At 58.0% G+C, this 26,269-nt stretch carries 22 protein-coding genes and 1 pseudogene; 14 read left to right on the top strand and 9 right to left on the bottom strand.

The window, feature by feature from the left end:
• Positions 1 to 264 precede the first annotated feature (264 nt).
• A protein-coding gene (locus G9408_RS16240; RefSeq protein WP_168454983.1) for an IS3 family transposase occupies positions 265 to 1,436 on the bottom strand; the annotation gives its coding sequence in 2 pieces (ribosomal slippage) (positions 265 to 1,172 and positions 1,172 to 1,436; 1,173 coding nt in all).
• Positions 1,437 to 1,619: 183 nt separating this feature from the next.
• Positions 1,620 to 3,416: an FAD-dependent oxidoreductase gene (locus tag G9408_RS16235; RefSeq protein ID WP_168454982.1), complete on the bottom strand. Its 1,797-nt coding sequence runs from the start codon at positions 3,414 to 3,416 to the stop codon at positions 1,620 to 1,622.
• 109 nt (positions 3,417 to 3,525) lie between these two features.
• On the opposite strand from G9408_RS16235, the gene G9408_RS16230 reads away from it, so the two are divergent.
• Positions 3,526 to 3,876, top strand: coding sequence for an EthD domain-containing protein (locus G9408_RS16230; RefSeq protein WP_168454981.1), 351 nt, complete (start codon positions 3,526 to 3,528; stop codon positions 3,874 to 3,876).
• Positions 3,877 to 3,900: 24 nt separating this feature from the next.
• On the opposite strand, the gene G9408_RS16225 is transcribed toward G9408_RS16230, so the two are convergent.
• From G9408_RS16225 to G9408_RS16215, 3 genes are all read right to left on the bottom strand, one after another.
• Positions 3,901 to 4,863, bottom strand: a complete 963-nt coding sequence (locus tag G9408_RS16225; protein ID WP_168454980.1) for a uroporphyrinogen decarboxylase family protein — start codon at positions 4,861 to 4,863, stop codon at positions 3,901 to 3,903.
• Positions 4,864 to 5,098: 235 nt separating this feature from the next.
• A complete protein-coding gene (pip, locus tag G9408_RS16220) occupies positions 5,099 to 6,070 on the bottom strand; it encodes a prolyl aminopeptidase (RefSeq protein ID WP_168454979.1) in 972 nt (323 codons plus the stop codon).
• 208 nt (positions 6,071 to 6,278) lie between these two features.
• The gene (locus tag G9408_RS16215) at positions 6,279 to 6,545 is read right to left on the bottom strand and encodes a hypothetical protein (RefSeq protein WP_168454978.1); all 267 of its coding nucleotides are present in this window, start codon (positions 6,543 to 6,545) and stop codon (positions 6,279 to 6,281) included.
• Positions 6,546 to 6,725: 180 nt separating this feature from the next.
• On the opposite strand from G9408_RS16215, the gene G9408_RS16210 reads away from it, so the two are divergent.
• From G9408_RS16210 to G9408_RS16180, 7 genes are all read left to right on the top strand, one after another.
• Entirely contained in the window at positions 6,726 to 7,058 is a 333-nt protein-coding gene (locus G9408_RS16210) for an EthD domain-containing protein (protein ID WP_168454977.1), read from the top strand.
• A gap of 78 nt (positions 7,059 to 7,136) precedes the next feature.
• Positions 7,137 to 7,856, top strand: a complete 720-nt coding sequence (locus G9408_RS16205) for an SDR family NAD(P)-dependent oxidoreductase (protein ID WP_168454976.1) — start codon at positions 7,137 to 7,139, stop codon at positions 7,854 to 7,856.
• Positions 7,857 to 7,966: 110 nt separating this feature from the next.
• Positions 7,967 to 10,075 (top strand): 4Fe-4S dicluster domain-containing protein, encoded by a 2,109-nt coding sequence (locus tag G9408_RS16200; protein WP_210423434.1) that lies wholly within the window; start codon positions 7,967 to 7,969, stop codon positions 10,073 to 10,075.
• A gap of 130 nt (positions 10,076 to 10,205) precedes the next feature.
• On the top strand, positions 10,206 to 11,267 hold the full coding sequence (locus tag G9408_RS16195; RefSeq protein WP_168454974.1) for a M14 family metallopeptidase: 1,062 nt from the start codon (positions 10,206 to 10,208) through the stop codon (positions 11,265 to 11,267).
• Positions 11,264 to 12,631: a CapA family protein gene (locus G9408_RS16190; protein ID WP_210423433.1), complete on the top strand. Its 1,368-nt coding sequence runs from the start codon at positions 11,264 to 11,266 to the stop codon at positions 12,629 to 12,631. The genes G9408_RS16195 and G9408_RS16190 overlap by 4 nt, the downstream gene beginning before the upstream one ends.
• Positions 12,528 to 13,439, top strand: a complete 912-nt coding sequence (locus tag G9408_RS16185; RefSeq protein ID WP_328804495.1) for a GDSL-type esterase/lipase family protein — start codon at positions 12,528 to 12,530, stop codon at positions 13,437 to 13,439. Before G9408_RS16190 ends, G9408_RS16185 begins: the two co-directional genes overlap by 104 nt.
• A gap of 16 nt (positions 13,440 to 13,455) precedes the next feature.
• Complete coding sequence (locus G9408_RS16180; RefSeq protein ID WP_168454971.1) at positions 13,456 to 14,049, top strand: carboxymuconolactone decarboxylase family protein; 594 nt, start codon at positions 13,456 to 13,458, stop codon at positions 14,047 to 14,049.
• Positions 14,050 to 14,057: 8 nt separating this feature from the next.
• Here the strand turns inward: G9408_RS16180 and G9408_RS16175 are convergent, their stop codons facing one another.
• Entirely contained in the window at positions 14,058 to 14,855 is a 798-nt protein-coding gene (locus G9408_RS16175) for an SDR family NAD(P)-dependent oxidoreductase (protein ID WP_168454970.1), read from the bottom strand.
• A 64-nt stretch (positions 14,856 to 14,919) separates the two neighbouring features.
• Here G9408_RS16175 and G9408_RS16170 point away from each other — a divergent pair, with 64 nt between their 5' ends.
• Positions 14,920 to 15,915, top strand: a complete 996-nt coding sequence (locus G9408_RS16170) for a dipeptide epimerase (RefSeq protein ID WP_210423432.1) — start codon at positions 14,920 to 14,922, stop codon at positions 15,913 to 15,915.
• Between the two features lie 45 nt (positions 15,916 to 15,960).
• Here G9408_RS16170 and G9408_RS16165 read toward each other — a convergent pair whose 3' ends face one another.
• Positions 15,961 to 16,980 carry an MBL fold metallo-hydrolase gene (locus G9408_RS16165; protein WP_168454969.1) on the bottom strand — a complete coding sequence of 340 codons (1,020 nt, stop codon included), beginning with the start codon at positions 16,978 to 16,980 and terminating at the stop codon, positions 15,961 to 15,963.
• Positions 16,977 to 18,770: a CocE/NonD family hydrolase gene (locus G9408_RS16160; protein ID WP_168454968.1), complete on the bottom strand. Its 1,794-nt coding sequence runs from the start codon at positions 18,768 to 18,770 to the stop codon at positions 16,977 to 16,979. Before G9408_RS16160 ends, G9408_RS16165 begins: the two co-directional genes overlap by 4 nt.
• A 114-nt stretch (positions 18,771 to 18,884) precedes the next feature.
• Here G9408_RS16160 and G9408_RS16155 point away from each other — a divergent pair, with 114 nt between their 5' ends.
• From G9408_RS16155 to G9408_RS16135, 5 genes are all read left to right on the top strand, one after another.
• Positions 18,885 to 19,421, top strand: coding sequence for a hypothetical protein (locus G9408_RS16155; RefSeq protein WP_168454967.1), 537 nt, complete (start codon positions 18,885 to 18,887; stop codon positions 19,419 to 19,421).
• A gap of 1 nt (position 19,422) precedes the next feature.
• Entirely contained in the window at positions 19,423 to 21,054 is a 1,632-nt protein-coding gene (locus tag G9408_RS16150) for a GMC family oxidoreductase (protein WP_168454966.1), read from the top strand.
• A gap of 13 nt (positions 21,055 to 21,067) precedes the next feature.
• Entirely contained in the window at positions 21,068 to 22,573 is a 1,506-nt protein-coding gene (locus tag G9408_RS16145; RefSeq protein ID WP_168454965.1) for an aldehyde dehydrogenase family protein, read from the top strand.
• A 394-nt stretch (positions 22,574 to 22,967) separates the two neighbouring features.
• Positions 22,968 to 25,151 carry a TonB-dependent receptor gene (locus tag G9408_RS16140; protein ID WP_168454964.1) on the top strand — a complete coding sequence of 728 codons (2,184 nt, stop codon included), beginning with the start codon at positions 22,968 to 22,970 and terminating at the stop codon, positions 25,149 to 25,151.
• 176 nt (positions 25,152 to 25,327) lie between these two features.
• A complete protein-coding gene (locus tag G9408_RS16135; RefSeq protein ID WP_168454963.1) occupies positions 25,328 to 26,074 on the top strand; it encodes a GntR family transcriptional regulator in 747 nt (248 codons plus the stop codon).
• A gap of 88 nt (positions 26,075 to 26,162) precedes the next feature.
• Here G9408_RS16135 and G9408_RS16130 read toward each other — a convergent pair.
• A pseudogene (locus G9408_RS16130) lies at positions 26,163 to 26,269 on the bottom strand (IS5/IS1182 family transposase); the annotation flags it as partial.

The raw sequence follows: 26,269 nt of genomic DNA, 5'->3' as shown, positions 1-26,269 counted from the left end.
ATATTTAACGCTGGTCGCTAGACCGTGCCCTGACGGGCATGACAGCGGCCCATCGCATGCGAAGCATTGTGCATATGCACGCTCGCAGGCCTCGCTGCTCGCGCGACCCGAGCAGCGAGGCCATTTTTTCATCGATACTGGGTTTACGAGTTAGGCCCGCTCACGCGTGGAACAGCCCGTCTTCGAAGCTGACCCATCTCGCGGTCTCGTCCCCCGCAGCAAGGCGTTGTTGACCGGCCCCCACCGAGTGGCCCGATTGGATTGTTAGTGCATTGACGCCTCCATCGCCAGTGTTGGCCGCAGGTGGAGCGAAGCGGAACCGGAGGGCGACACTGGCGATGGAACGGCCTCCGGCGCCGGTGGTCGATATCCGAGCGAGCTGTGCGGCCGGACGGTGTTATAGTGTCGCCGCCACGCCTCGATCAGGATGCGGGCCTCGGCGAGCGAGTAGAAGATCTCTCCGTTGAGCAGCTCATCGCGCAGCGGTCCGTTGAAGCTCTCGCAATAGCCATTCTCCCATGGCGATCCAGGCGTGATGTAGAGCGTCTTCACGCCGATCTGGGCGAGCCATTGCTGCACTGCCGTCGCGATGAACTCCGGGCCATTGTCGGACCGTATGTGCGCTGGCGGCCCACGCGTGACGAACAACTCGGCGAGCGCCGCCAGCACGTCATCGCTCCTGAGCTTGCGTGCCACCGGCAACGTCAGGCACTCCCGGCTCGCCTCGTCGATGATCGACAGGATTCGATATTTGCGGCCGTCATGCTTCCGACCTTCGACGAAGTCGTAGGACCAGACATGGACGGGATACTCAGGCCGAAGCCGGATGCACGATCCGTCGTTCAACCAGAGCCGCCCGTGCTTCGGCTGCCTCTGCGGCACCTTGAGCCCCTCGCGGCGCCAGATGCGCTCGACCCGCTTGCGGTTCACATGGCACCCAGCATCGCGCAACAATGCCGTCACCCGGCGATAGCCATAGCGACCATATTGCCGCGCCAGCGCAATGATGTCTTCGGTGAGAGCCGCCTCGTTATCCGCCCCGCGTGGCGCCTTGCGCTGTGTCGATCGGTGCTGTCCGAGCACGCGGCAGAGCCGTCGCTCGGACACCGGCATCATCGTCCTGATGTGTTCGATACAGCGCCTGCGGCGCGCGGGGCTCAGAAGTTTCCCCGGGCAGCCTCCTGCAGGATCAGCTTGTCGAGCGTCAGGTCCGATATCGCACGCCGAAGCCGCGCATTCTCTTTCTCCAGATCCTTCATCCGACGCGCCTGATCGGTCTTCAGACCGCCATATTCCTTGCGCCACCGATAGTAGGTCTGCTCGCTGATCGCGATCCGCCGACACGCCTCGGCGGTCGTAGCGCCCTGCGCCAACACAACCTCTGCTTCACGCAGCTTGCCGATAAACTCTTCCGGGCGATGCTTCTTGGCCGGCATTCATAATCTCCTTCGTCATCCAAAATATCATCAATTTTGGACCACTCAGAAGGGGGCAGATCATCACCTGCAAGTTCGCTCAGCTCCGGGCGCGTCATAGGTTCGGTTCGGACTGCGAGTATCACCGAAACTCAGACTGCCGCGCACGTTCGACATCACATCACGATCATGAATCCGCTGGGGTCATTCCGCCGCATTTTTGCAGGTTTCAGTTTCGCTAGGTTCCAATCCATCCAGTTGGGTTGCCGTCACATCGTCCATTTGTCCGGCGATAGACTTCGCGGTCAGATAACCGAACGTAAGAGCTGGCCCCAACATCGCACCTGCTGCGGGGTAAGTTCCGCCCATTATGCTCGATGTGACAGTGCCGACGGCGAACAAACCTTGTATCACGGTGCCGTCCTCAGTTAGCACTCGGCCCGTTTCATCAACGCTCACCCCCGCAAACGTGCCGATGTCGCCAGGGATGATCCGGATGGCATAGAATGGCCCTGTACCGAGAGGGGCGACGCATGGGTTTGGCTTGTTCGATGGGTCGCCCGCCGCTCGTTCGAATGCTGTCCCGCCTTTTTTGAACACCGGATCGCTTCCGAAATGGGCTTGTGCATTATGAGCCTCGACGGTTTCGATCAAGCCACGCGCATTGATATTTAATTTGTCGGCAAGTTCAGCCAGCGTCTCGCCCTTCTGGAGATAGCCATTGCGAAAGAACGGAGTGATACGGCCGGGGGCAGCCGGGACCCGTCCGAGACCATAGGCCCGCAAGTGTTTGTGGCTCGTAACCAGATAGAACTCAGCACTGGTTCTGCCCGAGCTGTCCCGAAGCATTTCGGCGATAAAATCGTGATAGTTGATCGCCTCATTGGCAATGCGCTCGCCGCTGGCATTTACCACGATGACTCCCGGCTTGGCCCTGTCGCCAAAGTGAGGAGTCAGCCATTCCGAACCATCGGGTCTCGGAACCACGGAAACTGGCGTGAAGGCTGCGGGTTGCCGAAGGCCGGTGTCAATCTTTCCGCCCATCGTCCGGACAAGATCGAGTCCAGACCCGTCATTTGTGGTCGGCAAGTGAGAACGATGCTGCTGACCAGCTCTAACATGCGGTAAAAACTCCATTTGCTTTTGCCGGCTGCCTGAGAAACTGCCAGTCGCTAGTACGACCGCACGACGAGCGCGTATCAATCGGCGGCCGGTTGGGTGTGCGACCAGCGCTCCAGTCACTCTGCCATCATTCCTGACAAGATCTGTGGTTGCCGTGTTCGTCCAGAGCGCCACCTGGCGCTCCATGAGAGTGAGAGCCAACCTTCCGACGAGGGCGTTGCCCATGACCATGCGAGTGCCGCGATGGTAGCCGAGCAATCGGTCGCGGAGATGATTGGCAAGCATTTTGCACACATGGATCAAGGAAGGCAGTGATCGGGTGAACCGTGAGAAATGGGGAATATCCAGACGTCCCAACGACATTCCGCCAAAGATCATGGATGCAGGAAGTGGCGAACGGATTGTTTTGAAGTGTTTGCCCAATTTACGACCATCAAAAGGTACTGCACCCAGAGACCGAAGCCCATGAGTCGATCCTTTTACGTCGGTGAAATAGTCGACCACAGTCTCGAGAAGCTCGTATTCCAGATGGCTGTTGTCCTCGAGGAAGGCCAGAGCTGCAGCGGCATTTCTGACATAGGCTACACCTCTCGACTGATCGAAGTTTGGTCCAATTACATCTCTAAGGTACTGGATGGCTTTTTCTTCGCTATCGTCATGTGAATCGCCTGCTTGACGGTTGAGAGGAATCCATATCTCGCCTCCAGAGATCGCGCTGGCTCCGCCGAGATAAGGTGCATGTTCAGTCACGATGACATCAAGCCCGAGCACTGAAGCGGTTAGCGCTGTCGCCATTCCCGCTGCACCCGATCCGATGACCAAGACGTCACAATTGAAGATCTCATCCTGCATATCGAAATTCCAGATCCCCCATCGCACGCAAATTGACCTGAAGATCGCGGGCGCCTAGGTCCAATGTATGCAACATGTCGACAATGTGTCAACGTGATTGATCCAGTTTCGGGTAGTGGATTCGAGGAGGCGTCTGATGGTGAAAGTCATGTGGTTGCTGCGAAAGGCGGACCATTTGTCCATGGAGGAGTTTCGGCGCTGGTGGCTGCAGGGCCACGCGCCAATGATTGCGGCAAAGCAAGGTCACCTAATTTCACGCTACGTCGTGAACGTAGCAGCGCCGGATGAACTTCCGGGTGGTACAGGTGTTGAGCCAGGTTGGGATGGTGTAGCCGAGGAGTGGTTCGATTCCGTGGAAGATGCCAGGCAGGCCTTCTCGTTGCCTTCGGCGCCGGAAACTCGCGCGGATGTCATGGCGCATGTGAGTGCAATGTCGCGCCTGGTAGTGTCCGAAGATTGCATCCTAGACTGGCCGCCAAATCGTTGATGAAAGGCAGTCGTTCAGGAGGTTTCACCCTGCGTGCAGGACTGCTTGGCGAGCAGCGATAAGGTTGGCGGCTGGAACGTTGTTCTCCAGCGCACAGCCCGCGCCAAGAATGAAGTTGAGACGGCCAGCCTCGGCGATGGCTGCGTTAACTTCGTTAGCGATAGAATCGAATGAGTCCGAAGTTATTGCTCCAGCTTGATCTGGACCGCCCACCAAAGTCTGCGAGAAGAGCTGGCGACCTTGTTTCAAGTCAGGATTGTTGGCTTGAGCTGCCCAGTTCACCGCATGCGCGGGGTACCATGCATATGACTCAAGTCTCAAACTGCTTCCGCAGACATGCAGGAGATTGAATTCGGAGCCCGCATCAATTGCGGCTTTCAGTATCTGGCAATCGTCCGGCGCAATGTATTCGCTGAATTGACTTGCATTGAACCTGTGGCGCCCACCACCGTTGGCAGAAAGGAACAGCCCGGATGCCCCCAGCTCAATGCAGTCAGATGTGAACTCGGTCAAGCTTTCCGCTATTGTCCGAAGCCCTGCACATGTCGAACGGGAGTCTTCGCGAAGATGGTTTATGATCGCCTCGAAACCCGCATCGCTGAAGTCCAAGGTGCACGACATGTTGTCGTTGGCCGTCGCGAATGGATTGAACATGGTCACGATGACCATGCACTCCTGCCCTACGGCATCTAGGATTTCCTTCAGACCATCCAGATAGTCCTGTCGAACTCGTGACTTTCGGCAGTTCGGTTTCAGGCGTAGCCAGTCGGTCGGAGTGGAAACTCGCTCTATACCCACAAGCTCGAACGGGTTATCGTTCATCACCTTGAGGAAATCTGGGCTTGTTGATCGATAGAAATCGATATGGGCTCGAGCCATTGCTTTACTGTTGGCAGCCTGTGGCTCAAAATTCGTCCAGAAGCTTGCAGGGACTCGATCGACCGGCCGCGCTGCCAAAGCTGCTCTTACCCGCTCGATCTTGTTCACCGTGCTAGGGTCAGGACCCATTAATTCCACGTTCGAGGCGTCGAAATGGCGAAGATATCGGGCTTGGTCGGTTGCAGCGGGTAGCATCGCTACCCGCAAGGCCGAGCGGGCCTGAGATCGAAGCCATTTCCGCGTCCCTGCGGGATTTGACCGATTTTGCCCAGGGCTTCGTCGAAAAGTCTTGAAATATTGACATATTCCCGCGCCTTTTCTCCTCGCCCTGAGCAAAATCGCTTTAAACCTCGAACGCGGAATTAATGGGTCCTGAACCTAGATCCTTGAAGCCCTCCATTGCGGCCAGCATTGCCTCTGCCACGGCAGGCTCAGCCGATGAATGGCCAGCGCCTTTGAGGAGCTGAAGCTTGGATCCCGGCCAGGCGCGATGGAGCCTGACTGCTGACCATGGCGGGCAGACCCAATCACAGGCCCCCTGGACGATGCACCCGGGGATTCCATGGATCTTGCCTATGTCCCGGATCAGTTGGTCGGGATGAATGAAGAAGTCGTTCATGACATAGTGGCATACGATCTGCGAGTACTGGAGCGAGAATTCGGGAGTCAGCTCAGCTTCGATCTCCTTAAGGTCCGGGTTTACCGTTGCGGCAATCCATTCGAACTTTGCCAGTGCGATGGCCGCCCGGACAGCGGCTTCTCGGTCTTTCCCGGACAGGCGAGCCCGGATTGTCGAATGAAGGTGCTCCTGCTCTGCCTCGCTCATACCGTCGACACATTCCAGCCACTCGAGAGGAAACAACTTGCGCATACCTTGGTTGACCCAATGCATCTCGTCGCGCGTGCCAAGGAAGATACCGCGCAGCACAAGTGCCTTGCACCGAGAAGGGTGGGCCTGGGCATAGGCAAGCCCTAGCGTAGAGCCCCATGAGCCACCTGAAACGATCCATTGCCGGATCCCGAGGTGTTCGCGCAGGCGTTCAATATCTTCGATCAGCAGTGCCGTGTCATTGTGTTCGAGCCCCCCGCAGGGCCTAGACAGACCCGCACCGCGCTGGTCGTGCATAATGAGATTGTAGACAGCGGGATCGTGGAAGCGCCGCGCGGAAGCATCTATGCCTGCACCCGGTCCGCCATGCAGATAGAGCACAGGCAACCCTTCCGGATTGCCGCTTTCCTCGAAGTAGAGGTCATAGCTTTGTCCGAGGTCGATTCGGCCGCTGTTGCGGACTTGCTGTCCATCAAAGAAAGTCATGGCTGAATCTGGCTCCGCTGCTTCACTAGGCGTTCGAAGAGGTCACGCATGATGGAGAGTTAAACCACTCGACGTTGACGTGCAATACTTGTCGACAAAGAGTATGCAGAATGCCTCGTACCCCGGGAGCGCAGCCATTCGAGCTCTCGAAGCCTGCGCGAAAACCTTGACGCCCCCGAATCTGCACAATCCGGGGAATAGGAGAGGCTTACTCCGGGCCGTCGGTCGAATTTGAAGCATCCTCCACCGCGTCGACGGCTGATAAGGCAAATTCCCTCATCTCTTCAGGGACGAAGACATTATCGCGATGATTATGTGGCATCATGTTGCATGGGATGCCCCGCTCCGCCAGCACGGTTACCACACCTGCGGTTAGTGCCACACCGTCTAGGCGGGAATAGACCTCAAGGAGGATGCGTGACATCCGCCGCGAGAGGTCCATGCCACGCCCTGCCACATCGACCATGGCAAGCACGAATGAGCCTCCTTCCAGTTCGCGGAAAACCGCCAGAGCCTTCTCCCTTGCGGCAGCAATGTCTGTGACAACAGTTGCGGACCGCTATCATGTATGCAACATGTATGCAGAGAAGTGAGGCGATTGGGATGCTCACCACTTGGCGAATCAAGGCGCCGATAGCCGTTAGAGGGTTAGTCAGTGATCAAAGTGATATGGTTTCTAAAGCGGGCGGAAGGTCTGTCGCTGTCAGAGTTTCGCGAATGGTGGTTGGGGCATGCTCAAGATGTGCTCCACAGCCAACAGACTCATCTCTCGGCCTATGTTGTCAACATCCGGGCAGACGAAGATGATAGTGCACCGGGCGCGACTAGTGATAAATGTGAATGGGATGGGATCGCAGAACAGTGGTTTGCGGATCGCGCTGCGTTCGATGCAGCCTACAGCAATCCTTCAAGCGCTACCCGTGCCGATACCCTGGCTCATACAAGCCGCTTCTCGCGCTTGATCGTAGATGAGACGAGACTGCGTTGATGCTATGGAGCTTGAAGGTATTTTTCTCTCCGGGACGTCTCGGACAGGGGGCGTGCAGCATCAGGCAGGAGAAGGCAATTGGCGCGTAAGGGCATCGTAGTGGGCGGTGCTGGCGGCATCGGTCAGGCAATCGAGCAAGCAGCTCGGCAGGCCGGCGATGAGGTCTTTGTTCTAGACCGCGGGGCGGATCCGGGTGCGAACTTCATCCAATGTGATCAAAGCGATCCGGCGAGCGTCGAAAAGGCTTTCGCACTGTTGGACAAGGCTTTTGCAGGTGCCGCTCCTGACTGGATGGTCGCTGCGGCTTCCATAAGTCGTCGGCATAGTGTTCTCGATGCCGATCCAGCGACAATTACCGAGCTTTTGAACGTGAACGTTCTTGGCACCGCCCTGGTCGCTCAGGCGGCGGGCCGTCGGATGCAGGCTGCCGGGGCGGGTGCAATTGTTGTGATCACTTCGATTGCAGCGGCCCAAGCCTGGCTCAACGAGTCGTTCTACTGTGTAACAAAGGCGGCACAAGCAGCCCTGGTGCAAGCGCTGGCAGTCGAACTGGGGCCAGATGGTGTCCGCGTCAACGCTGTGGGCCCGGGGCCTGTCGACGTGACGTCACGCGAAATGGTGGCTAGCCGGAGCGATGGCCAGGTTATGGCGGACATCATTCGCAGAACACCTGGTCGCCGTCTTGCCGCACCGCACGAGATTGCCGAGGTTGCCCTGTTTTTAACTACGGCCACTTGGGTCAATGGTCAGACAGTCTATGTCGACGGCGGCTATCTGGCAACAGGAATGGCTGGATAAGACTGCCAACTTAAATACTGCCAGAATGAAGGATTTGAAGCTTGCGCCTTTACAGCCACAGAGGCCGTCCGGTTCACATGGGTCCCTATCCCTTGGAGCATCTTCGTCGGATGGAAGTGCCGATTTCGGATTCTGGCGGTTTGAAGGTGCAGCAACCATCGGATTTGCAAACTACGCCTAGCACTTCGGCACTACCGGCGATCAGCGAGTATCTGGAGTTATTCCGCGGGCTCCTTCATGGTCCCATCGCGTCCGAGCAGGCACCCATTACGGTCAACCCCTTGGAGAGGGCGAACAACCTCAAGGCTTCGGCCTATTTTCTGGATGCTTCACTTGTTGGCATTTGCCGCGTCAGCCCGGAGGCGGATGCAGGCATACCACCGGATCATACTCATGCGCTGGTCTATCTCGTTGAATTCGGACGAGAGCCTTGGCCCGGGGATCCAGGCGAACTTTGGATTGCCGGAACCAATGCAGTCCGCACAGACATGCGTGCTGCGGAAATTGCAGCTGTGCTGGCGGGCTATGTTCGATGGATGGGCTTTGATGCCCTTGGCCACGTGCATGGCGCCACTTCCGCCCACCTTGAGGCATTGGCGGCAAAGGCGGGACTGGCGCGCGTCGAGCTCGGGCTGCTGGTCGCTCCATTCCTGCGTCGGGGTTTCAGGATTGGCGCAGTAACCTGCGCTTATGAAATGGCCGAAGATTTGCCACTGGCCAGCAACGGGTCGCTCGAGCCCGACGATCCCTCCGTACGACTGGGAAAAGAAGGGACCCGACCTGCCTGGTGGTCAAGTGATCAGGACAAGAGACCACTGCACCTCGGACGATATCCCATGGAGCGGATCGCCAGGGTCAATGAACCCACCACGCTGGTGATGCGCGACCGCATCCAGCGCGTGCCCAAACGCGGCGATTTCTTCTATCGGGCCGCAGCTGGCGATCTTGGTGCAAAGGCCAAGGAAGAAATGTCCAGATTCCCGATGAAGCATCCTTATGCATTGGGCATGGCGCCATTGATCAGGGGCATGGTGCCATTGCAGGGCACCAGAGAGCCTTTCGCGAATGAAACGCAGGTTGAGGGACAGTCTGACACTCAATGGAACGCAGATTCCATCAAGGCGCTGGGCTACTTTCTTGGGGCCGACTTTGTAGGCATCTGCGAAGCTGAACCCTGGATGTACTATTCGCATGATGCCGTGAGTGGCCAGCCTATAGAAGCTTACCACAAGTACGCTGTCTGCATGCTGATCGATCAAGGTTTCGAAACCATGGAGGGCGCATCCGGCGATGACTGGATTTCCGCTTCACAGTCCATGCGCGCCTACATGCGTGGCGCGGAGATTGCCGGGATTATGGCAGCGCATTGCCGATCTCTCGGCTATTCCGCTCGCTCACACACGAACGCGGATTCCGATGTCATTCACAACCCGGTGATTGTGATGTCCGGATTGGGGGAAGTGAGCAGGATCGGCGACACGTTGATCAACCCCTTCATTGGTCCGCGCTCCAAATCCGTGGTTTTTACAACTGACCTTCCGATGGCGGTCGACAAGCCTATCAATTTCAACCTGCAGTCCTTCTGTGAAAGTTGTCGGAAGTGTGCGCGTGAATGTCCATGCAACGCGATCACATTTGGTCCGAAGATCCTGTTCAATGGCTATGAGATCTGGAAGGCCGACGTTGAAAAGTGCGCAAAGTACCGCATCACCCAGCAAAAGGGTTCGGCATGCGGGCGATGCATGAAGACCTGCCCGTGGAACCGCGAGGACACGGCGTTCGCCCAGGAACTCATCTGGCGGTCCATCGAGCACCCGGAACTGGCACAAGCGATTGCGCTGGACGATGACCTGCAAGGCAATGGGGCACGCAATCCAGTCAAGAAATGGTGGTTCGATCTAGAGGTCGTGGACGGCATCGCATTGCCCCCCCGGGCTGGCACGAACGCGCGTGATCTCAGTCTCGGGCGAGAGGAGAAGCTTGCCAAACTGCAGAAGCTGGCAATCTTCCCGCCCGAGCTGCAACCGGTCGGCGGCACGACGCTTGATCAAGTCGTTCCCGTTGATCGCGACGCGGGTCAGGCGCTTTACGCTAAGGCACGTGCCGCTCTGGCTACGGTCCGCAGTACTGGTGACGGAGACGCACCGCTTTCTTCGTTGGAAGGACAGGAAGGACGCATCGCCGATGCAGGTCGGCCGACTGGGCCCAAGGGAACTTAAAATCATCTGACCCCTGCATACGCGACTCTGTGGTCGAGCGAGCGAGGAAGATTCATCTGGTTCTGGCTGGCCTTTCTGTATACACTGTGTCGGCAACTTCTGAAGGGCCACGACGGAGATATCTGGCGCCATGCTTTACCCAACTGACTATGCAGATGCTCGCGAGCGTTTCCGCGAGCTTGCGAGCCGCGCGGACTTCTCGCTTGAGAGTTATGCACATCCGACAAAGAAAGGCCCAGGCGGCGAAACCCTCGCATGCGATGTCGCCCGTTTTGGCCCTATGGATGCCAAGAGAGTTATCCTGATCAGTTCGGGAGCCCACGGGGTCGAAGGGTTCTGTGGCTCGGGTTGTCAAGCCGAACTGTTGGCTTCCGACCTTATGGAAGGACTGCCGCGCGATACCGCCATTGTGCTTGTCCATGCGGTCAACCCTTATGGTTTTGCATGGCTGCGCAGGACCAATGAAGACAATATCGACCTCAATCGGAACTGTGTCGACCACTCCTTAGAGTATCCGAATCCTGGTTACGACGAGATCCATGACTGGCTTGTCCCGAAGGATTGGGACGGTAAGGCACGGGCGGAGGCCGATGCGTCTATTGAAGCCTATATTGCCAAACGTGGGCTTCGCGCCTTCCAGATTGCGATGTCCGGAGGGCAATACAATCATCCTGACGGCCTGTTCTATGGGGGCAAAGCGGCAGCTTGGTCCAACACGACCTGGCGGACCTTGCTGCGTAAACACTGCGCCGGTGCCGAACAGGTTTACGGAATAGACATTCACACCGGGCTTGGTCCACGTGCGGTGGGTGAAGCAATCTGCGTGACGAACGAGACCGAGCATCTGAAGGCCAAGGCGCTCTTCGGCGAAGAGGTTACCTGGACTGGCGGTGGAGAGGCAGTGTCTGCGCAGGTGGGCGGCTCTTTGCTTCACGCCGCACATGATGAACTTGGTGCTGGCAAACTGACAATGATTGCACTCGAGTATGGAACCTATTCCATCCCGGAAACCCTCGAGGCCTTGCGGGCAGAGACGTGGCTGGTCGCGCGCGGAGGTCCGCAGAGTGAGCAGGCTTCAAAGATCAAGCAGGCCCTAAAGGATGCCTTTTTCATCGACGAGCATGACTGGAAACAGGCTGTTACTGCTCGTTTCTTCGACCTGTTCCGCAAACTGAAGGGAAGCCTTTCGTGAGCAGCACCTCTACGGAGTTTCTACGTCCTGTTAGCATGCCGCGCGACGCCCGGCCGATCATGAAGTTCACGGGCGAGCTTGCGGATGCCATTGAACAGCTCCTGCGCGACGCTGCAGACGGAAGGTGGGATAAGCCGGTTGATGTGAAGCTTGACCCCCGCAATCCGGAATCTCTGGCGCATTGGCTCTACAAGTCGATGAATCCAGTAGTCCATGGGATGTGCGGTCCAGACATCGATGTTGAGGCGTTGCTTAAGCCCTACAAGCAGACTCGGTTCGACTTTCTCCCGAGCAATTTCAAAGTCGAAACCGAAATTTCTATGAGCGCTTCGGGTGACCTGATGTGTACGCCGGGCCTCGATGGGGCAAAAGACCGACTCTTTCATTCAGTCTCCGAGTTGATCTTTGGGACTGACATTTCCTATGCAAACCTTGAGTCGACCCTCACTACGGGTGAAGTCGAAGCGACGGAGTTTACGGCCGATAGTACGCCCAAAATCAATCTTACTCCGACGCAATATGAGACTGTAGTGTCGCACGAAGGACGCCAATTCGATATCGTTCACTTGGCCAACAACCATATTCTGGACTGCGGTGAGGAGGGCATTCTCACTACCTTGGCGCGGCTGGATCAGGACGGTATCGCACAAGTTGGTGTAAACCGAACCGCTGATCAGGCTGCTCAGCCCCGGATTACGGAGCTCGCTGGGCTCCGGATTGGCTGGGTGGCTCATACCTTCAGTGTGAACTTCAAACCCTTCCCGGAAGACAAGCCGTGGATCGTCAACATGACGCCTTTCCATCTCGAGCCCGATCCGGACATCGGGCCAATCGAGGCGCAGATCATGGCGTGTCGAGTGGCGGGTTGCGACCTAGTGGTCGTGGCGCTGCACTGGGGGCTCGAGTTCGAGCTTTATCCTCACCCACAGCAGGTCGGCTGGGCCCATCGTTTTGCCGACGCAGGTGCCGATCTCGTAATCGGGCATCACCCGCATGTCCCGCAACCCGTCGAGATCTACCGACCGAAGAGCCAACCGGATCGCGCGGTGCCAATCCTCTACAGCCTTGGCAATCTCTCGACCCTGCTGTCCCATCCCGCGATGGCGCTAAGCCTAGTCGCCAGAATTGGCATCGCCAAAGGACGGGTTGGGAGCAGAAAAGAAACGCGCATCGCCAGTCTTGAGCTAGTGCCGATAGCCCTGGTTGCAGAAGAGAGTGAGGCTGGGGAGATTACGAGGCTAGTCCCGCTCAAGGATCTCCATGAATGCATTAAAGAGGAGCCCATGCGGGGCTATGTCGATGACATGGCCCGTTACGCTGACGTTGTTGTGGGAGATGGTTGGAGAGCTAATGCCGCCTCTTGATCATGCTGCAGAGTCAAAGCATCGTGCCTTGCGGCCTTCCCGCCGCGGATTTCTGTCTGCTGCTGTAGCCGCGACAGGCGGAGCTGCGCTAATCGCGACATCAGGTGAAGCCCAGGCGCGCGCGCAACCTGCCGCGAAGCAGCGATCAGGCAAACGCCTGCCCACAATTCTCGCCTTCGGCGACTCTAACACTTGGGGCTACGTGCCTCAGGTCGATGATGGTCCCACACGGTACGCCCGATACGACCAGTCAGTTCGTTGGCCAATGGTGCTGGATCGGGCTGGAGGCGGTCGTTTTCGTGTCGTCGAGTACGGTATCTGTGGCCTTGTTGGCGGGCTCGCAAGTGGCGAGGCGAAGTTCGAGGATGGCACTTCGCGCGCCGCAATCGACCACATCCGTGGTGTTATTCTGGCCAACTGGCCGATCGCCGGATTTGTCGTGATGCTGGGCACAAACGATCTTGCCTATCCTAGCCTGTCGCAGCCCGAGATCATTGCGCCGAAGATTGCGGCCACCGTGCTGGCCGCACTCGAAAGCCATAAGTGGATGGGCGGGCCGCTACCCGCGGTTACCCTCGTCAGCCCAATTCCCCTTGGTCAAAGGGTGGTCGATCTCGGAATCGCGGCGGATGCAATTTCCCGCTCACAACAACTTGCTCCCGCGCTTTCGGAGCAAGCTCGTCTTCACGGATGGCGCTTCCTCGACGCGAGCGGTGCAGGCGACCTGAATTCGGCTGATGGCATCCACTGGGATGTTTCGCATCACCATCGCTTCGCGAACATGCTCAAGCATTTAATTTCCACCTGACTCAGAAGGAAAACCAATGCCCGTATTGAGACCGCTGACAGACGGGGAATTTGACCCGGCGTTGCTTGAGGACTGCCAGTTCTTCAAGGGTCCGCTAGGCGTTATCCCGAACAGCGTTCGCACTATGGCGAGACGGCCTGCGATTGCACGCGCATTCACCGACTTGAACGCTGCGGTCATGAAGTGCGAGGGATCGCTGACGCCGGAATTCAAGAGGCTCATTGGCTATATTACCAGTTTTGCTTCCGGTTGCCGGTACTGCCAGGCCCACACTATCCTCGCCTCAGAACGGTTCGGCTCCACTGAAGCTCGCATGGCAGATGCCTGGAACTATGAACACAGCCCTCACTTCTCCGAAGCAGAAAAGGCCGCCCTTTCATTTGCGCATGCAGCGGCATCAGTGCCGAACTCGGTGACGCCAGAACTGGGTGAGCAGCTGCTAAAATATTGGAGCGAAGAGGACGTAGTTGAGCTGATGGGGGTAATTGCCCTGTTCGGGTTCCTGAACCGTTGGAATGACTCAATGGGCACCGCCTTAGAGGATCTACCGATAGAGTCAGCGACACGGCATCTTGCCCACACCGATTGGGAAGTGGGCAAGCACCAGTAAACCTCAGCTCAGCAGGAGAGTAGTCCCCCGTCGACTGGCAGAATTGTGCCCGTCACATAACTGGAGAGCCTTGATCCGAGAAACACCACCGGGCCTACCAATTCGTCGGGTTGCCCCATCCGTTGCAGCGGGGTGCGCGAGAGAAAGCGGGCCATGCGCTCCGGATCGCTTCGTGTTCCTTGGGTCATCGTGGTTTCGAAGAAGCCAGGCGCAACCGCATTCACGCGAATGCCGTCTTCCGCGAGATCCGTGGCGAGAGACCGGGTCAACTGGGCCAGAGCTCCCTTCGAAGTAGCATAGGCGCTGGTGCCGCCCTGGTAAGCAATGAACGACTGGATTGAGGCAATGTTGACGATGCTGCCACGAGTTTTCCGGAGATCTGGCAGCAGCGCAGCGGTCGCCCGCAAGGTTCCAGTCAAGTTGACATCCATGACCCTGGACCAGGACGCTTCGAAGCCGTCGTCCCCGATCCTGCCGCCAGCTTCGACGCCAGCGTTGTTAACGAGGATCGATACTGCACCGAAGATTTCGCGAATGCGATTGACCGCCTCATCTCCCTGCGAGAGGTCAGCGATGTTCCAGCCAACGGCGATTGCGCGATCACCCGCCGGATCGATTGCATGCGCTACCTGCGTGGCCGCCCGGACGTCGATGTCGGCAACACAGACCCGTGCGCCTGCAATGGCCATGCCCTTCGCAATGGCAGCGCCATTACCCCTGCCGGCACCAGTCACCACGGCAACCTCTCCTTTGAGGAGACCTGCCAATGCATCGATCGAAAACTCAGGCTGCAATGCGGACGACATGATGGGATCTCCTGTTTGTTCCGGAAGCCCAGAGGCCAATATTCAATTTTGAAAGGAAGTTGCCTTGCCCACTCCGATCATAAAAACGGCGATCCGCCGATGGCCGCTCAAACGTTCGTTCGCGATTTCCCGGCACGTGTTTACCGACAATCTTGTGCTCGAAGTCACTATCGAGGTCGACGGGATCCAAGGTCGGGGTGAATGCGAACCTCATGAGTTTGATGTAGCAGTAACCCGTTCCGCCGAGGCTGCGGTGCTTGCGCTTGATCACGCCGCCTGGAACCATCTGGATCCCGCTGCCCTGAACGCGACCCTGCCTCGTTCGCCGTGGCGTAATGCCATTGACTGCGCTCTTTGGGATCTCAAGGCCAAGCGGGAAGAGCGTCGTATCTGGGAGGTCCTTGAGCTTGACATCTCGGCCCACGATACATTTCCTATTTTTGAAACCATTGCCCTCGACACTCCAGAGAGAATGGCCGATTTCGCGCGGCAAGCGGTCGGTGCCCCTGGATTGAAGCTTAAGCTTGGCAGTGCCGACGGGCGTGATTGCGAACGCCTCGAAGCGGTGCGAGCTGCGGCCCCAGGTCTTGAGTTGACGATCGATGCCAATGAAGGGTGGTCGATCGACCAACTTTCGGACATTTTACCTCTCGCCCGCAGGCACGACGTGACCTGCATTGAACAGCCGGTCCCTGCAGCGATCGAAGTTGGCCTTTCCTCGCTGCCGAGGCTCGTCCCGCTCTGTGCTGATGAAAGCTGTCTGGACCGGTCTTCGCTCCCGCAGCTGAGGGGACTATACGACATGATCAACATCAAGCTCGACAAGACTGGTGGCCTCACGGAAGCCTTGGCGCTTCAGCAGCAGGCGGCCGCGATGGGGTTCAAGACCATGATCGGCTGCAATGGGGGATCGTCGCTTGCGCAGGCACCTGCAGTTCTTCTGGCGCCGACCGCCGTAATGGTAGACCTGGGCAGCCACTGGCTGGCTGACGACCATCAGCCCAGCCTGGACACTACCGATCATCGGATCGGTCTGCCCAAGGCCGAGCTGTGGGGATAGATCAGGCCGAACGGCTGCGCCGAGCGACCGTCGGTGTGTACCTGATCAGAAACGGTCCAGATCATTCGCAACCACTACGCGTCCAGTAAAGTAGCGGCGCACACCTCGCGCATAGATCTCCGGGTCGGTTTCATCGTCGTAGCCGGGCACGAGGTGGTTAAGTACGACCATCCCAACTTTGGCGGACGAGGCCATCTTGCCTACATCTTCCGGTGTAAGATGATCTTGACGCAGGTGTGCAATCAGCGCGTCAACCTGAGCGCCGTCAGAGCCATCGCGTGATCGCCATTGCCGCTCGATGCTGGGGAGGTCGATGACTTCGGCCACGAGAATATCAGCTCCTTGCGCTAATGCTTCGACGCGAGGTGATGGACCTGTATCGCCTGTGAAGACTATTGATCTATCAGCAGTATCGAAACGAAAGGCATAGGAGCGCGCGTTGCGATCAGAGGCGCTTCCCGGCTGGTAGTGATAGTGATTGTTGAGCACTGCAGTGACAGTTACCTTGTCATCGCGATAGATGACTTTGGGCTCAAACAGATCCCCAGGCAGGTCCATGGCGTTCGCTGTCAGCGCGATCGGCCCGGGTTCTGTCCCACCGATGGTCACTGGCGCCAGTTCCGTAGGGCGGAAGGCAGCGGCAAGATGCTGAACAAACCCAACTGTCATTGGGGGGCCAATTACCGGCAGCGGGGGGCTCTGCGCGCCGATGAGGTCGTTTGCCAACCAGCGGAACGTAAGCAACGCGCCTAGATCGGCGTTATGGTCGAAATGATGGTGGGTAATGAAAACGGCCTTCACTTGCCCAACATCCAGTTCAGCCGAAGCATAGCGATGCATCAGGCCGTCACCAGTGTCGACAAGATAGACGTCCTTGCCGACAACAACGGCGTTTGATGACATTGCCCTCTTGTCGCGATAGGATGGCCCCCCCCCGGTGCCGAGCGTGATCACCTGCGTAGCAGATGGCTTGGATCCACTGCTTTCAGCTTTTGCATGGACGGCTGTTGTAACAGGCACCATCGTGGCAGCCGCTATGACGAGAAGGGCCTTTGTCGAAATCATTGCGCGATCTCCGGACTGGTGGGAAGTCTGAGGACAGAAGGATGCTCCAGGTCGTGAAACACCTCGATATTTGCGACCCGCTCTTCGCCGGGCTGCTGTTCCTGTACCGGCGTGGCCGAGTTCAAGTTCTTCTGCATGAAGGAGCAAGCGGTCGCGCGAACGACAAGTCGCAGCCGAGAGTTTCGGGCAATTCGTCGCGCAACAAAGCGGAAGCGTGGAAACTTGAGAAGAACAGGCGTGTTCAAGGGCATCGTTTCGTCGCCGCCGTCACGATGGCGCAAACGCAACTGGCTGGACGACAGGAAGATAACCGAACCGTCTTCGAGTACCTCGTATAGAAGCACGGCCAAATCGGCGTCAGGAGCGTCACAGGTGACCCAAAGGTCGAGTCCTGGCTCCCCTACCACTTCGGCAGGCGCGTCCAGCGGCGGCGTGTGATAGATTACACCTTGGCCGTACGTGTTGTGGCAGAAGACTGCATTAGTAGGATCCTCTCCCCCCAAAATGAAGAATAGGCTGTTGTATGCCCGGGGGAAGACTGCGCCGCCGCCGGACGAAAGTTCCGGCGAGTTACTCAAACTGGATTCTGTTTCGAGCGGGCGCAGGTCATTCGGATCACTGACAAAGGCGTCGGGCGGGGTGTCGCTGGCCTCATCCGCCAGCCATCCGGAGCGGAAGATGTCATCAGCTTTGCCGTCGGATCCAAGGTAGAGCGGCCTGCTCTTGGTGCACAAGCTGTCCAAAGAGTTGGCAGTGCGCCATTCTTCGTTACCAGTCAGGTAATACTTGACCGGTGCGTCCAGAAATGCAGGCTTTTCCCCATGGCCGAAGACCCACCGGTACCAATCGAACTTCAGCTTCGGAATATCCAGTGCGGCAGCCGGTCCGAACTTCAGTCCATATACCTGGTCGCAGCCATCCATGCCGCGATGATCCCAAGGCCCGATGACCAGATAGTTGTTTGCCCGGGCCTTGTCGCTGCCATGCTGTTCAAGGCGCCTGTGGTGCTCGAGAGTGCCGATCAGGCAAGTGTCATAAAGACCCGTGAGCGAAAGTACGGGAATATCCAGTTTCGAAAGTGCGTCCTGTGACGGACGCCGGGCCTCCCAAACGGGACCCCAAGTCGTGCTGACGAGATCGTCTTCCCAGCCGGTCGCATGGAAACCCAGCGCATCCTGCACTTCAATATATGAGCGGCTGCGTGCGTAAAGGTCGCCTTGGATGCGGTTGAAAAGAAGCACATCGGCGGCCATGTTCCAGGAGATGGAGTGACCTTTGAGGGTCAGTCGCCACCTGTAGATGTAAGGGGAACCGATTCCTCCGCGAGGTATGTCATACCCTGGCATGAACGCCGCGGAAGGGACGATGGTTTTCAAGGATGGAGGGAGAGTGCCCGCGATTATCCACTGGTTCCAGCCAGTGTAAGACCCTCCTGTCAGGCCCACTTGGCCATCGCTCCAGGGCTGGGCGGCAATCCACTCGATAACATCATATCCATCCGGTGCATCGTTGACCCACTGCTGGAACTCGGCGCCCGAGCCGCCCCGGCCTCTGCAATCAACCGCGAGAAATGCCATGCCTTCGCGCGTGAACGAGATTGCTTCACGATGAAGGTTGTCGGCGAGGTAAGGGGTCATTTCCATGACCGTTGACAACTGACCACGCCGGTCGATCGGCAGGTATAGAATGGCGCCGAGCTCGACTCCGTCGCGCATTGGAACGCGCACGAAGCGGGCGGAATAATCCGCGCGCCCCCGGCTGCCTTGGGCATTATCGCTGAGAATGGTCATGGCCTCTCTCTCATCTCATTCGAGTGGTTGCGACCCGAACATACAACGTGTATTGTATGTGTCGACAAGAAATCGTCTGGTCGCTGCGCGACCGGTTGCGGGGAGCTCGGGATCATGCAAAGTTACATCAGGCAGGGCGTCTGGCTTGCTGCGGCCCTGGTTGCAGTGAGCGGTTGTGCGGGGCGCGCCGAGGTGAAGGCAGGTCCTCCCGGTGCAGGGTGCACGGATCCGGTATATCGTCAACTCGATTTCAAGATTGGGGAGTTCAAGGTCACCGGCATTGGCGGTGAGCCGGCTGGCGAGAGCAAAGTCGAATCGGTCCTTGGCGGCTGCTTGCTGGTGGAGCATTGGCGAGGTGCGATCAGTGGCTATGGCCGGGCGCACATGTTCTTTGATAAGTCGGATCAGCTTTGGCGCCTAATCTACGTCACCGACGATGGTGCGACAATGTACCTGACGGGCCAGTTTCGGGGCGACACCCTCATCCTGACTGGTGAGAATGACCTGGACGGTATGGTAGGTCTCCATCGTATGAGCTTCTCGCCGCTTCCAGATGGCGGGAACAGGCAGTACTGGGAGCTTTCAGCAGACAAAGGTGCGACCTGGAAGGTCATACACGACGGAACGTATCGGCGAGCCGGCAGTCGCTAAGATGACCTTTACTGTTGAAGCTCTGCCAAGTGGTGATGAGTACGACTACATCATCGTCGGCGCAGGTTCGGCGGGCTGTGTCATTGCCTCGCGCCTGACTGAAGACCCCAAGGTCTCGGTCCTGTTGATCGAGTCTGGTGGCTCAGAGCGCAACTGGAAGTTCCGCATTCCCGGCGGGCAGTCGTTCGTGAAGGATTGGGGGCGCTATGCCTGGCTATACCGGACTGAGAGCGATCCAAGCCGTAATGACCGAACCGAGACATGGCGCAGAGGTCGCATCCTTGGCGGCAGCAGTTCTATCAATGGGGTGATCTATGCCATCGGCTTGCCCCGCGACTTTGACCTCTGGGCTGAGATGGGAGCTTCGGGTTGGTCGTGGCGGGATGTTGAACCGTTCTTCCGGCGAGCCGAACGCTGTCCCGGTCTCCAAGGCAGAGGGCAATCCGGCCCCGTACATGTCGAGATCCTGCGATCGCCCCACCGCAGTACCGAAGACCTGATCGCATCGGCAAACGCTGTCGGAATCCAGGCGGTCAAAGACATTAACCTGGCAAATAGTGATGCCATCGGCATTGCGCAGACCAATCAGCTGAGTGGGCTGCGCCAGGATAGCGCCACTGCTTATCTCCGACCGGCGTGGCGGCGACGCAATCTCAGGATCCTGACCCACGCCCGGGTCGCGCGGGTGATATTTGACCAAGGCCAGGCAAGCGGCTTGCAGTTGTCAGTGCACGACAAGCACTTCGCAGTCAAAGCCCGCCGTGAGATTGTGCTGAGCGCAGGCGCCATCGGCTCTCCGCACCTGTTGATGCTCTCTGGCATCGGACCAGCGCAACAACTCCAAGCACATGGCATAGCTGTCGTAGCTGATAGCCTCTCAGTGGGTAGCAATCTCCATGATCACCCAGAACTCTACATCGAGTACGAGGTCAAAGACCGGACTTACAGCTCGGCCATGCAATGGCACCAGTTGGCGCTTTCAGGTCTGCAGTTTGCCTTGGCCAGGCGAGGCCAGGCAACATCCTGTGCCAGCCATATCCTAGCCTATGCGCGAAGCAGGCCGGAGGAGCAGGCACCGGATTTGCTGCTCTTTTCTGGCCCTTGGGGCTATCTTGAAGACAACTTCACGTTCCAGTCCAGAGTGAACACTTACTCCCTCTCCCCTTCCCTTTGTCATCCTCGTTCACGCGGACGTATCGCTCTGAGATCACCGGATCCTCGCGAAGCACCGGTGATTGACCCCAATCTTCTCGGTGACCATGACGATGTGATCCGTCTTATGCGCGGGGTGCGTCTGGTTGATCGGATTGCCCAAACCAGACCTTTCTCGGATCGAGTCATGAGACGTCTTTCTCCTGATTTCGATCTTTCCGACGATTCCTCTCTCGAGGCTTACATCCGTGAAAACGCGAGCATCTGCTACCATGCATGTGGCACCTGCCGGATGGGCGATGATCCCTCATCGGTCGTCGACTCGCGCCTGCGTGTACGCGGTGTCGGTCATCTGACAGTTGCGGATGCCTCCGTCATTCCTCTCGTAACGTCCGGAAACCTTCACGCGCCCACAGTCATGATCGGCGAGCGTGCAGCTGAACTGCTTCGCGAACCAGGAAGATTCACACCAATCCGATAATGGAGATGAATTCATGAACTCCCTCGAAGTCGCGCCGGTAAACTGGAAGAGCAAGGCTCAGGAGATCAGCTTTGATGTAAGGCCGTGGATCAATGGCCGCCGCATTGATGCTAGTACCTCCGAGCACTTCGCAACTTTCAATCCCGCGAACGCAGTGCGACTGGCTGACCTGCCCGCTTGCGGCACAACTGAGATTAATGCGGCTGTTTCCGCCGCCCGCGCCGCATTTGAACGAGGCGTATGGGCAAATCTATCCCCGCGGGCGCGCGCTCGCATTCTCATGAATTTTGCTGATGCCATCGAACGAAATGCGGACGAACTGGCGCTGCTCGATACGCTTGAAATGGGGATGCCGATCAGCTCCGCAGCGCCAGATATGCGGGCGGCAGCTGATGCCGTGCGGGTCGCGGCCGAAGCCTCAGACAAGCTGCTCGATCAGGTCATCCCGAATGACCCTTCGACACTGCTGCTCAATCTACGAGAGCCAGTTGGCGTTGTCGGTGCGATCACGCCATGGAACTTTCCCGCCTACATCGGTATCACCAAGATCGCGCCCGCGCTCGCCGTCGGCAATTCGGTCGTCCTCAAGCCCTCCGAGATTGCCTCCCTTAGCTGTCTGCGGCTGGGTGAGCTTGCGGCGGAGGCGGGCATTCCCGACGGGGTGCTGAACATCGTGCCCGGCCTGGGTGCTGGCGCCGGTGCCTCTCTTGCCTCTCACATGGATGTCGATCTACTGACATTCACTGGCTCCACGGCAACCGGGAAGCGATTGATCGAATTGTCCGGCCAGTCGAACATGAAGCGCCTGATCCTTGAGTGCGGCGGCAAGTCACCGCAGATTGTATTTGCCGACATGGAAGATCTCGACGCTGTTGCTGAAGCAGTCGTTGGCAGCATCACGTTTAACTCGGGGCAGGTCTGTGTGGCGGGATCGCGGCTTCTCGTCGAACGTTCGATTCACGACCTGCTAGTCGAACGGGTTGTGACCCTTGCAAGTCAAATTGAAGCCGGCAACCCGCTCGACGAGACCACTAACTTCGGGCCGCTCGCCAGCCGCGAACAGCACGACAGAGTACGACGCTATTTTGCAGCCGGACGGGATCAAGGTGCAGTTGCAGTATTGCCCGGTGGGCCCACTGAAGGAAGCGACGCTTGTTACTGGATGCCGACTGTATTCACGAATGTTGGCAGCGACATGCAGATCGCTCAGGAGGAGATCTTCGGCCCGGTCTTGTCGGTCTTCGCATTTGATGACGAAATCGAAGCAGTCAGACTCGCGAACAGCACCATTTATGGCCTCGCAGCCAGCGTATGGACGCGCGATCTTGGGCGTTCGCTGCGCCTTGCTCGAGCCATCAAAGCCGGTTCTGTAACCATTGCTGGCAGGCCCGGCGAAACCACGCATGACGCGACGGCCGGGGCGTTCGAACCTCATGGCCAATCCGGCATGGGAATTGAAGGCGGGCTGGACGGTATGCGCGCCATGACGCGATTAAAGTCTGTCTCCCTCGCTGGTTAAAGCCAGACTGTATCCCAGCCTGTGGTCGGAGCCGCAGCCTTAGCTTTCTCTGGGAGGTGTCGCCTTGTAACTCGACGCCTTGTTCGTTCGAACGACCGATTGAGAGGCTGCGCTCGAGCTTGATCTTGATCTTTTTGTTAGATGCTGTCGCCAGGTCGATGATCTTGGCATTGCACTTGTTGGTGACGCAGCGGCCACGGCCACTGTCCGACCAGAGCAGCGCTAAAGGTAGGCAATGGATCTCGTAACGCCGAAAAATCAATGGAATGCCGTTCGACGGCGATCGCCTCTGGACTGACTTGCATCATGACGATCCTTGGAATACATATTGTCGACATAATGTCGACCAGGAGGCCCGCAACGTGGGCTCCACAGCCAAGGTGAGGGATGAGGCATGTCCAAGCGTAAAGTGAACAAGTTGCGAGTTGAGGGTCGCGAAATGTTGCGGCGTCGGCTGACGCCCCTGTCGTCGATGGCGGCAGTTGCCGCTGCTCTGGCAATCGCGCCCCAGGGTGCTTGGGCACAGGAAGCTGCGAAGGCAGACGACGCCACTGGTTCTGAAATCATCGTCACTGCGCGCAAGCGCGAGGAAGCCATCCAGTCCGTGCCCGCATCAGTCCAGGTTCTGGGCGGATCGGATCTCGAAGAGCTCGGCAAGGTGACATTCAAGGACCTCCAGTTCGAGACCCCTGGTCTCTACATCGAGAACTACGAAACGCGCGCGACGGTTACCATGCGAGGCGTGGGCACCCAGGTTCCGGGCAGTGGCGCTGCGGTTGCCGCGCACATCAACGGCATTTACATGCCGTCGACCGCCTCGTCGCTCGGCTGGATCTTTGACGTTGGGCAGATCGAAGTCCTCAAGGGTCCCCAGGGTACGCTTTATGGGCGCAATTCCACCGGCGGCGCCATCAACATTAACACCCGCCGTCCCGGCAAGGAATTCGACTTTGGTGCAAAGGTTGAATACGGCAGCCTCGATACCGTCAGGCTTTATGCAGGCTTGGATGCACCGCTCGGCTCCGATTGGGCGGTTCGTCTTGCTGGTACTATCACTCGCGGTGACGGCCGTATCATCAATGTGGCAACCAATAAGCGCATTGATGGGAACAACTTCTCCGGTGCCCGCCTGACTCTCACCGGCAAGGCAGGGCCGATCGACGTCGATCTGTTCGCTCAGTATACCAACGAGACCGGGGGCGTCGGTGAGCTGATTGCGCTGAAGCCGGATGGAACGCCGCTTTATGGCTGGGACAAAGGCTATTTTGACAGGCCCACTGCGCCGGCTGGTGAGCGGGATCACTATCTCGTCGGCCTCACACTGTCAGGTGACCTCGGTGGTGGTTACTCTTGGCGTTCGATCACTGGCTACACAGATTACAACGAACCTCGCTCACAACTGGATGTGAACCCGCTTCCGGCCCCGGTGCAGCTGGTGATCCAGTTCCCGCAGTATGCGGAACAATTCAGCCAGGAGCTCCAGCTTGCTTATGAAGGTGAAAAGGCAAACTGGATTCTTGGGGCGATCTATATGGACGCCAAGGAAGGTGAGACCCGCCGGGTCGATGTCTTCCCTGCACCACAAGGCGTGCTCAACAGTGCCACGGATAACACCGTGAAGACGTTCGCGGTCTTCGGAGACCTGAACTACAATCTGACCGAACAGCTGCGTGCCAATCTTGGCCTGCGCTATAACCGTGACCGCGTACGCAATCGCTTTGCCGGTACGGGCCTTTCAGATCCGACCCCGTTTGACCTGAGCACGACACAGAGCCAGGTTACCGGGCGAATTGGGCTCGACTACACTACGGCCGGCGGCACGATGATCTATGGCTCGGCCTCAAAAGGCTTCCAGTCCGGATATAATGCGACAGGCTTTACGGTCACGGGTGCTCCGCAGCCGTCCGTTGTCAAGCCGGAGGTGCTCTATGCCTACGAAGTCGGCGTGAAGTCGACTCTTCCTGGGAACAACGGGTATCTGAATTTTGCCGGCTATTATTACGATTACCGCGATCTGCAGGTCCAGGTCGGCGGGCTCCCGCTCCTTCCCGATGGCACTCCGGATCCGACCAAGGCACCATTCTTCACCGTCAAGAATGCAGCTGCGGCGACAATCTGGGGCTTCGAGCTGTCACTCAACAACTTCCGCTTGGGCGACAACCTCCGCCTCGATCTGAGCGGTGGTTATTTGAATGCCAAGTTCGATGACTACAAGACGATCGACGATACAACGGCTGCGCCGGTCGATTACTCTGGAAACAGGCTCCCGCGTGCGCCGCGGTTCCAGAGCACTGCCGCAGTGACGGTTGACAAGGTCTCGATCGGTTCTGGCGAGGCCAGCCTGCGGGTGGAATACCAGTATCGCAGCAAGGCTTTCGACAAGGCCGACAACCGTTTCATCCTTCAGTCGACCGGCCTGGTGAACGTGCTGGTGAAGTATGATATTGGGGACTGGTCGTTGCAGGCTTCTGGTCGCAACCTTACCAACCAGCGGTACTTCGCCTTCTTTGACGGTCGCAACTTCGCACCGCCTGGCCAGTTCCGGACTTGGAGCCTCGGGCTCAGCTACCGCTACTAAGCCGAACCCGCGGGCCGGACCTTCGATGAGGTCTGGCCCGTCCTCGTCAGCTCTCCCTGCCTTTGCAGCGACCGAAGTCTTGCAACTTAGCCTGATTATTCGTGGCAGCAATCCTTGTCTTGATGTAGGACCACGCAAGCGGCAATTTGGCTCGTCGCCGCTTCGGAGATTCAAGGATGGCTCAATCAGAAAGCTCTGGCCGCAATGCAAAGGGGGGCGCGGCAAAGCCAGAACGCAAGCCAGTTCGTGGCTCGGGCGCTGATACAGTTTACGAGACCCTTCGCGCGGAAATTCTGACTCTGAAGATGGATCCCGGCACGCTCCTTGACGAAACTGATCTCGCTGACCGATTTGGGCTGTCGCGTTCTCCGATCCGTGAGGCTTTGATCAGGCTCGCCGCCGAAGGTCTGGTCAAGACCCTGCGTAATCGCAGTTCGATCGTCGCACCGTTCGACATGATCGCGATCCCCAGCTTTCTCGATGCCTCGGAGTTGCTCTATCGCCTGACAGCGAGGCTCGCGGCGACCAATCGGACGCAAGCTCAACTGGCCCGCATCAAGCAGATTCATAACCAGCACAGCCAGGCAACGCGTGAGCGTGATATGGCGCTTATGATCCGACTGAACCGAGAGTTCCATCTCGAGATCGCTGACGCGTCCGGTAACGCATTTTACGCGAATTGGATGCGGCAGTTGCTTGATCAGGGGCAGCGCATCCTGGGCTCCTATCTTCTCGATGTCTCTGAGCTTGGCGACCACGACCTCGAAGGCCACTGGATCAATGCGCATCTAGCCATAGTTGAAGCAATAGAGGCACGCGATGACGACGCCGCGGAAGCAGCGGGGAGGCGCGATTTCGAAACGATTGCTCTCAGGATGCAGGAGCGCCTGACTGAGCGTCCTTCGAAGCGCATGGCATTGTGACCTGAGCTTTCCGCTCACTCGCCGCCGGAAAGGAGCAACTAACCACTCTGTCGCCCCCAATCCGCCAGCTAGGGTCAGGACTCATTGATCAGAGCCAGAAGATGACGGTTGCGGCGAGAGCCACGGCAGATAAGAAGGCCTTCGGGCACCGATCGTAGCGCGTCGCGACGCGTCTCCAGTCCTTCAGGCGGCCGA

Origin of the sequence: Sphingopyxis microcysteis (assembly GCF_012274265.1) — a bacterium.
GTDB lineage: Bacteria > Pseudomonadota > Alphaproteobacteria > Sphingomonadales > Sphingomonadaceae > Sphingopyxis > Sphingopyxis microcysteis.
Note: the sequence above shows the minus strand (reverse complement) of the source record. Positions and strands in the feature narration are given on the sequence as shown.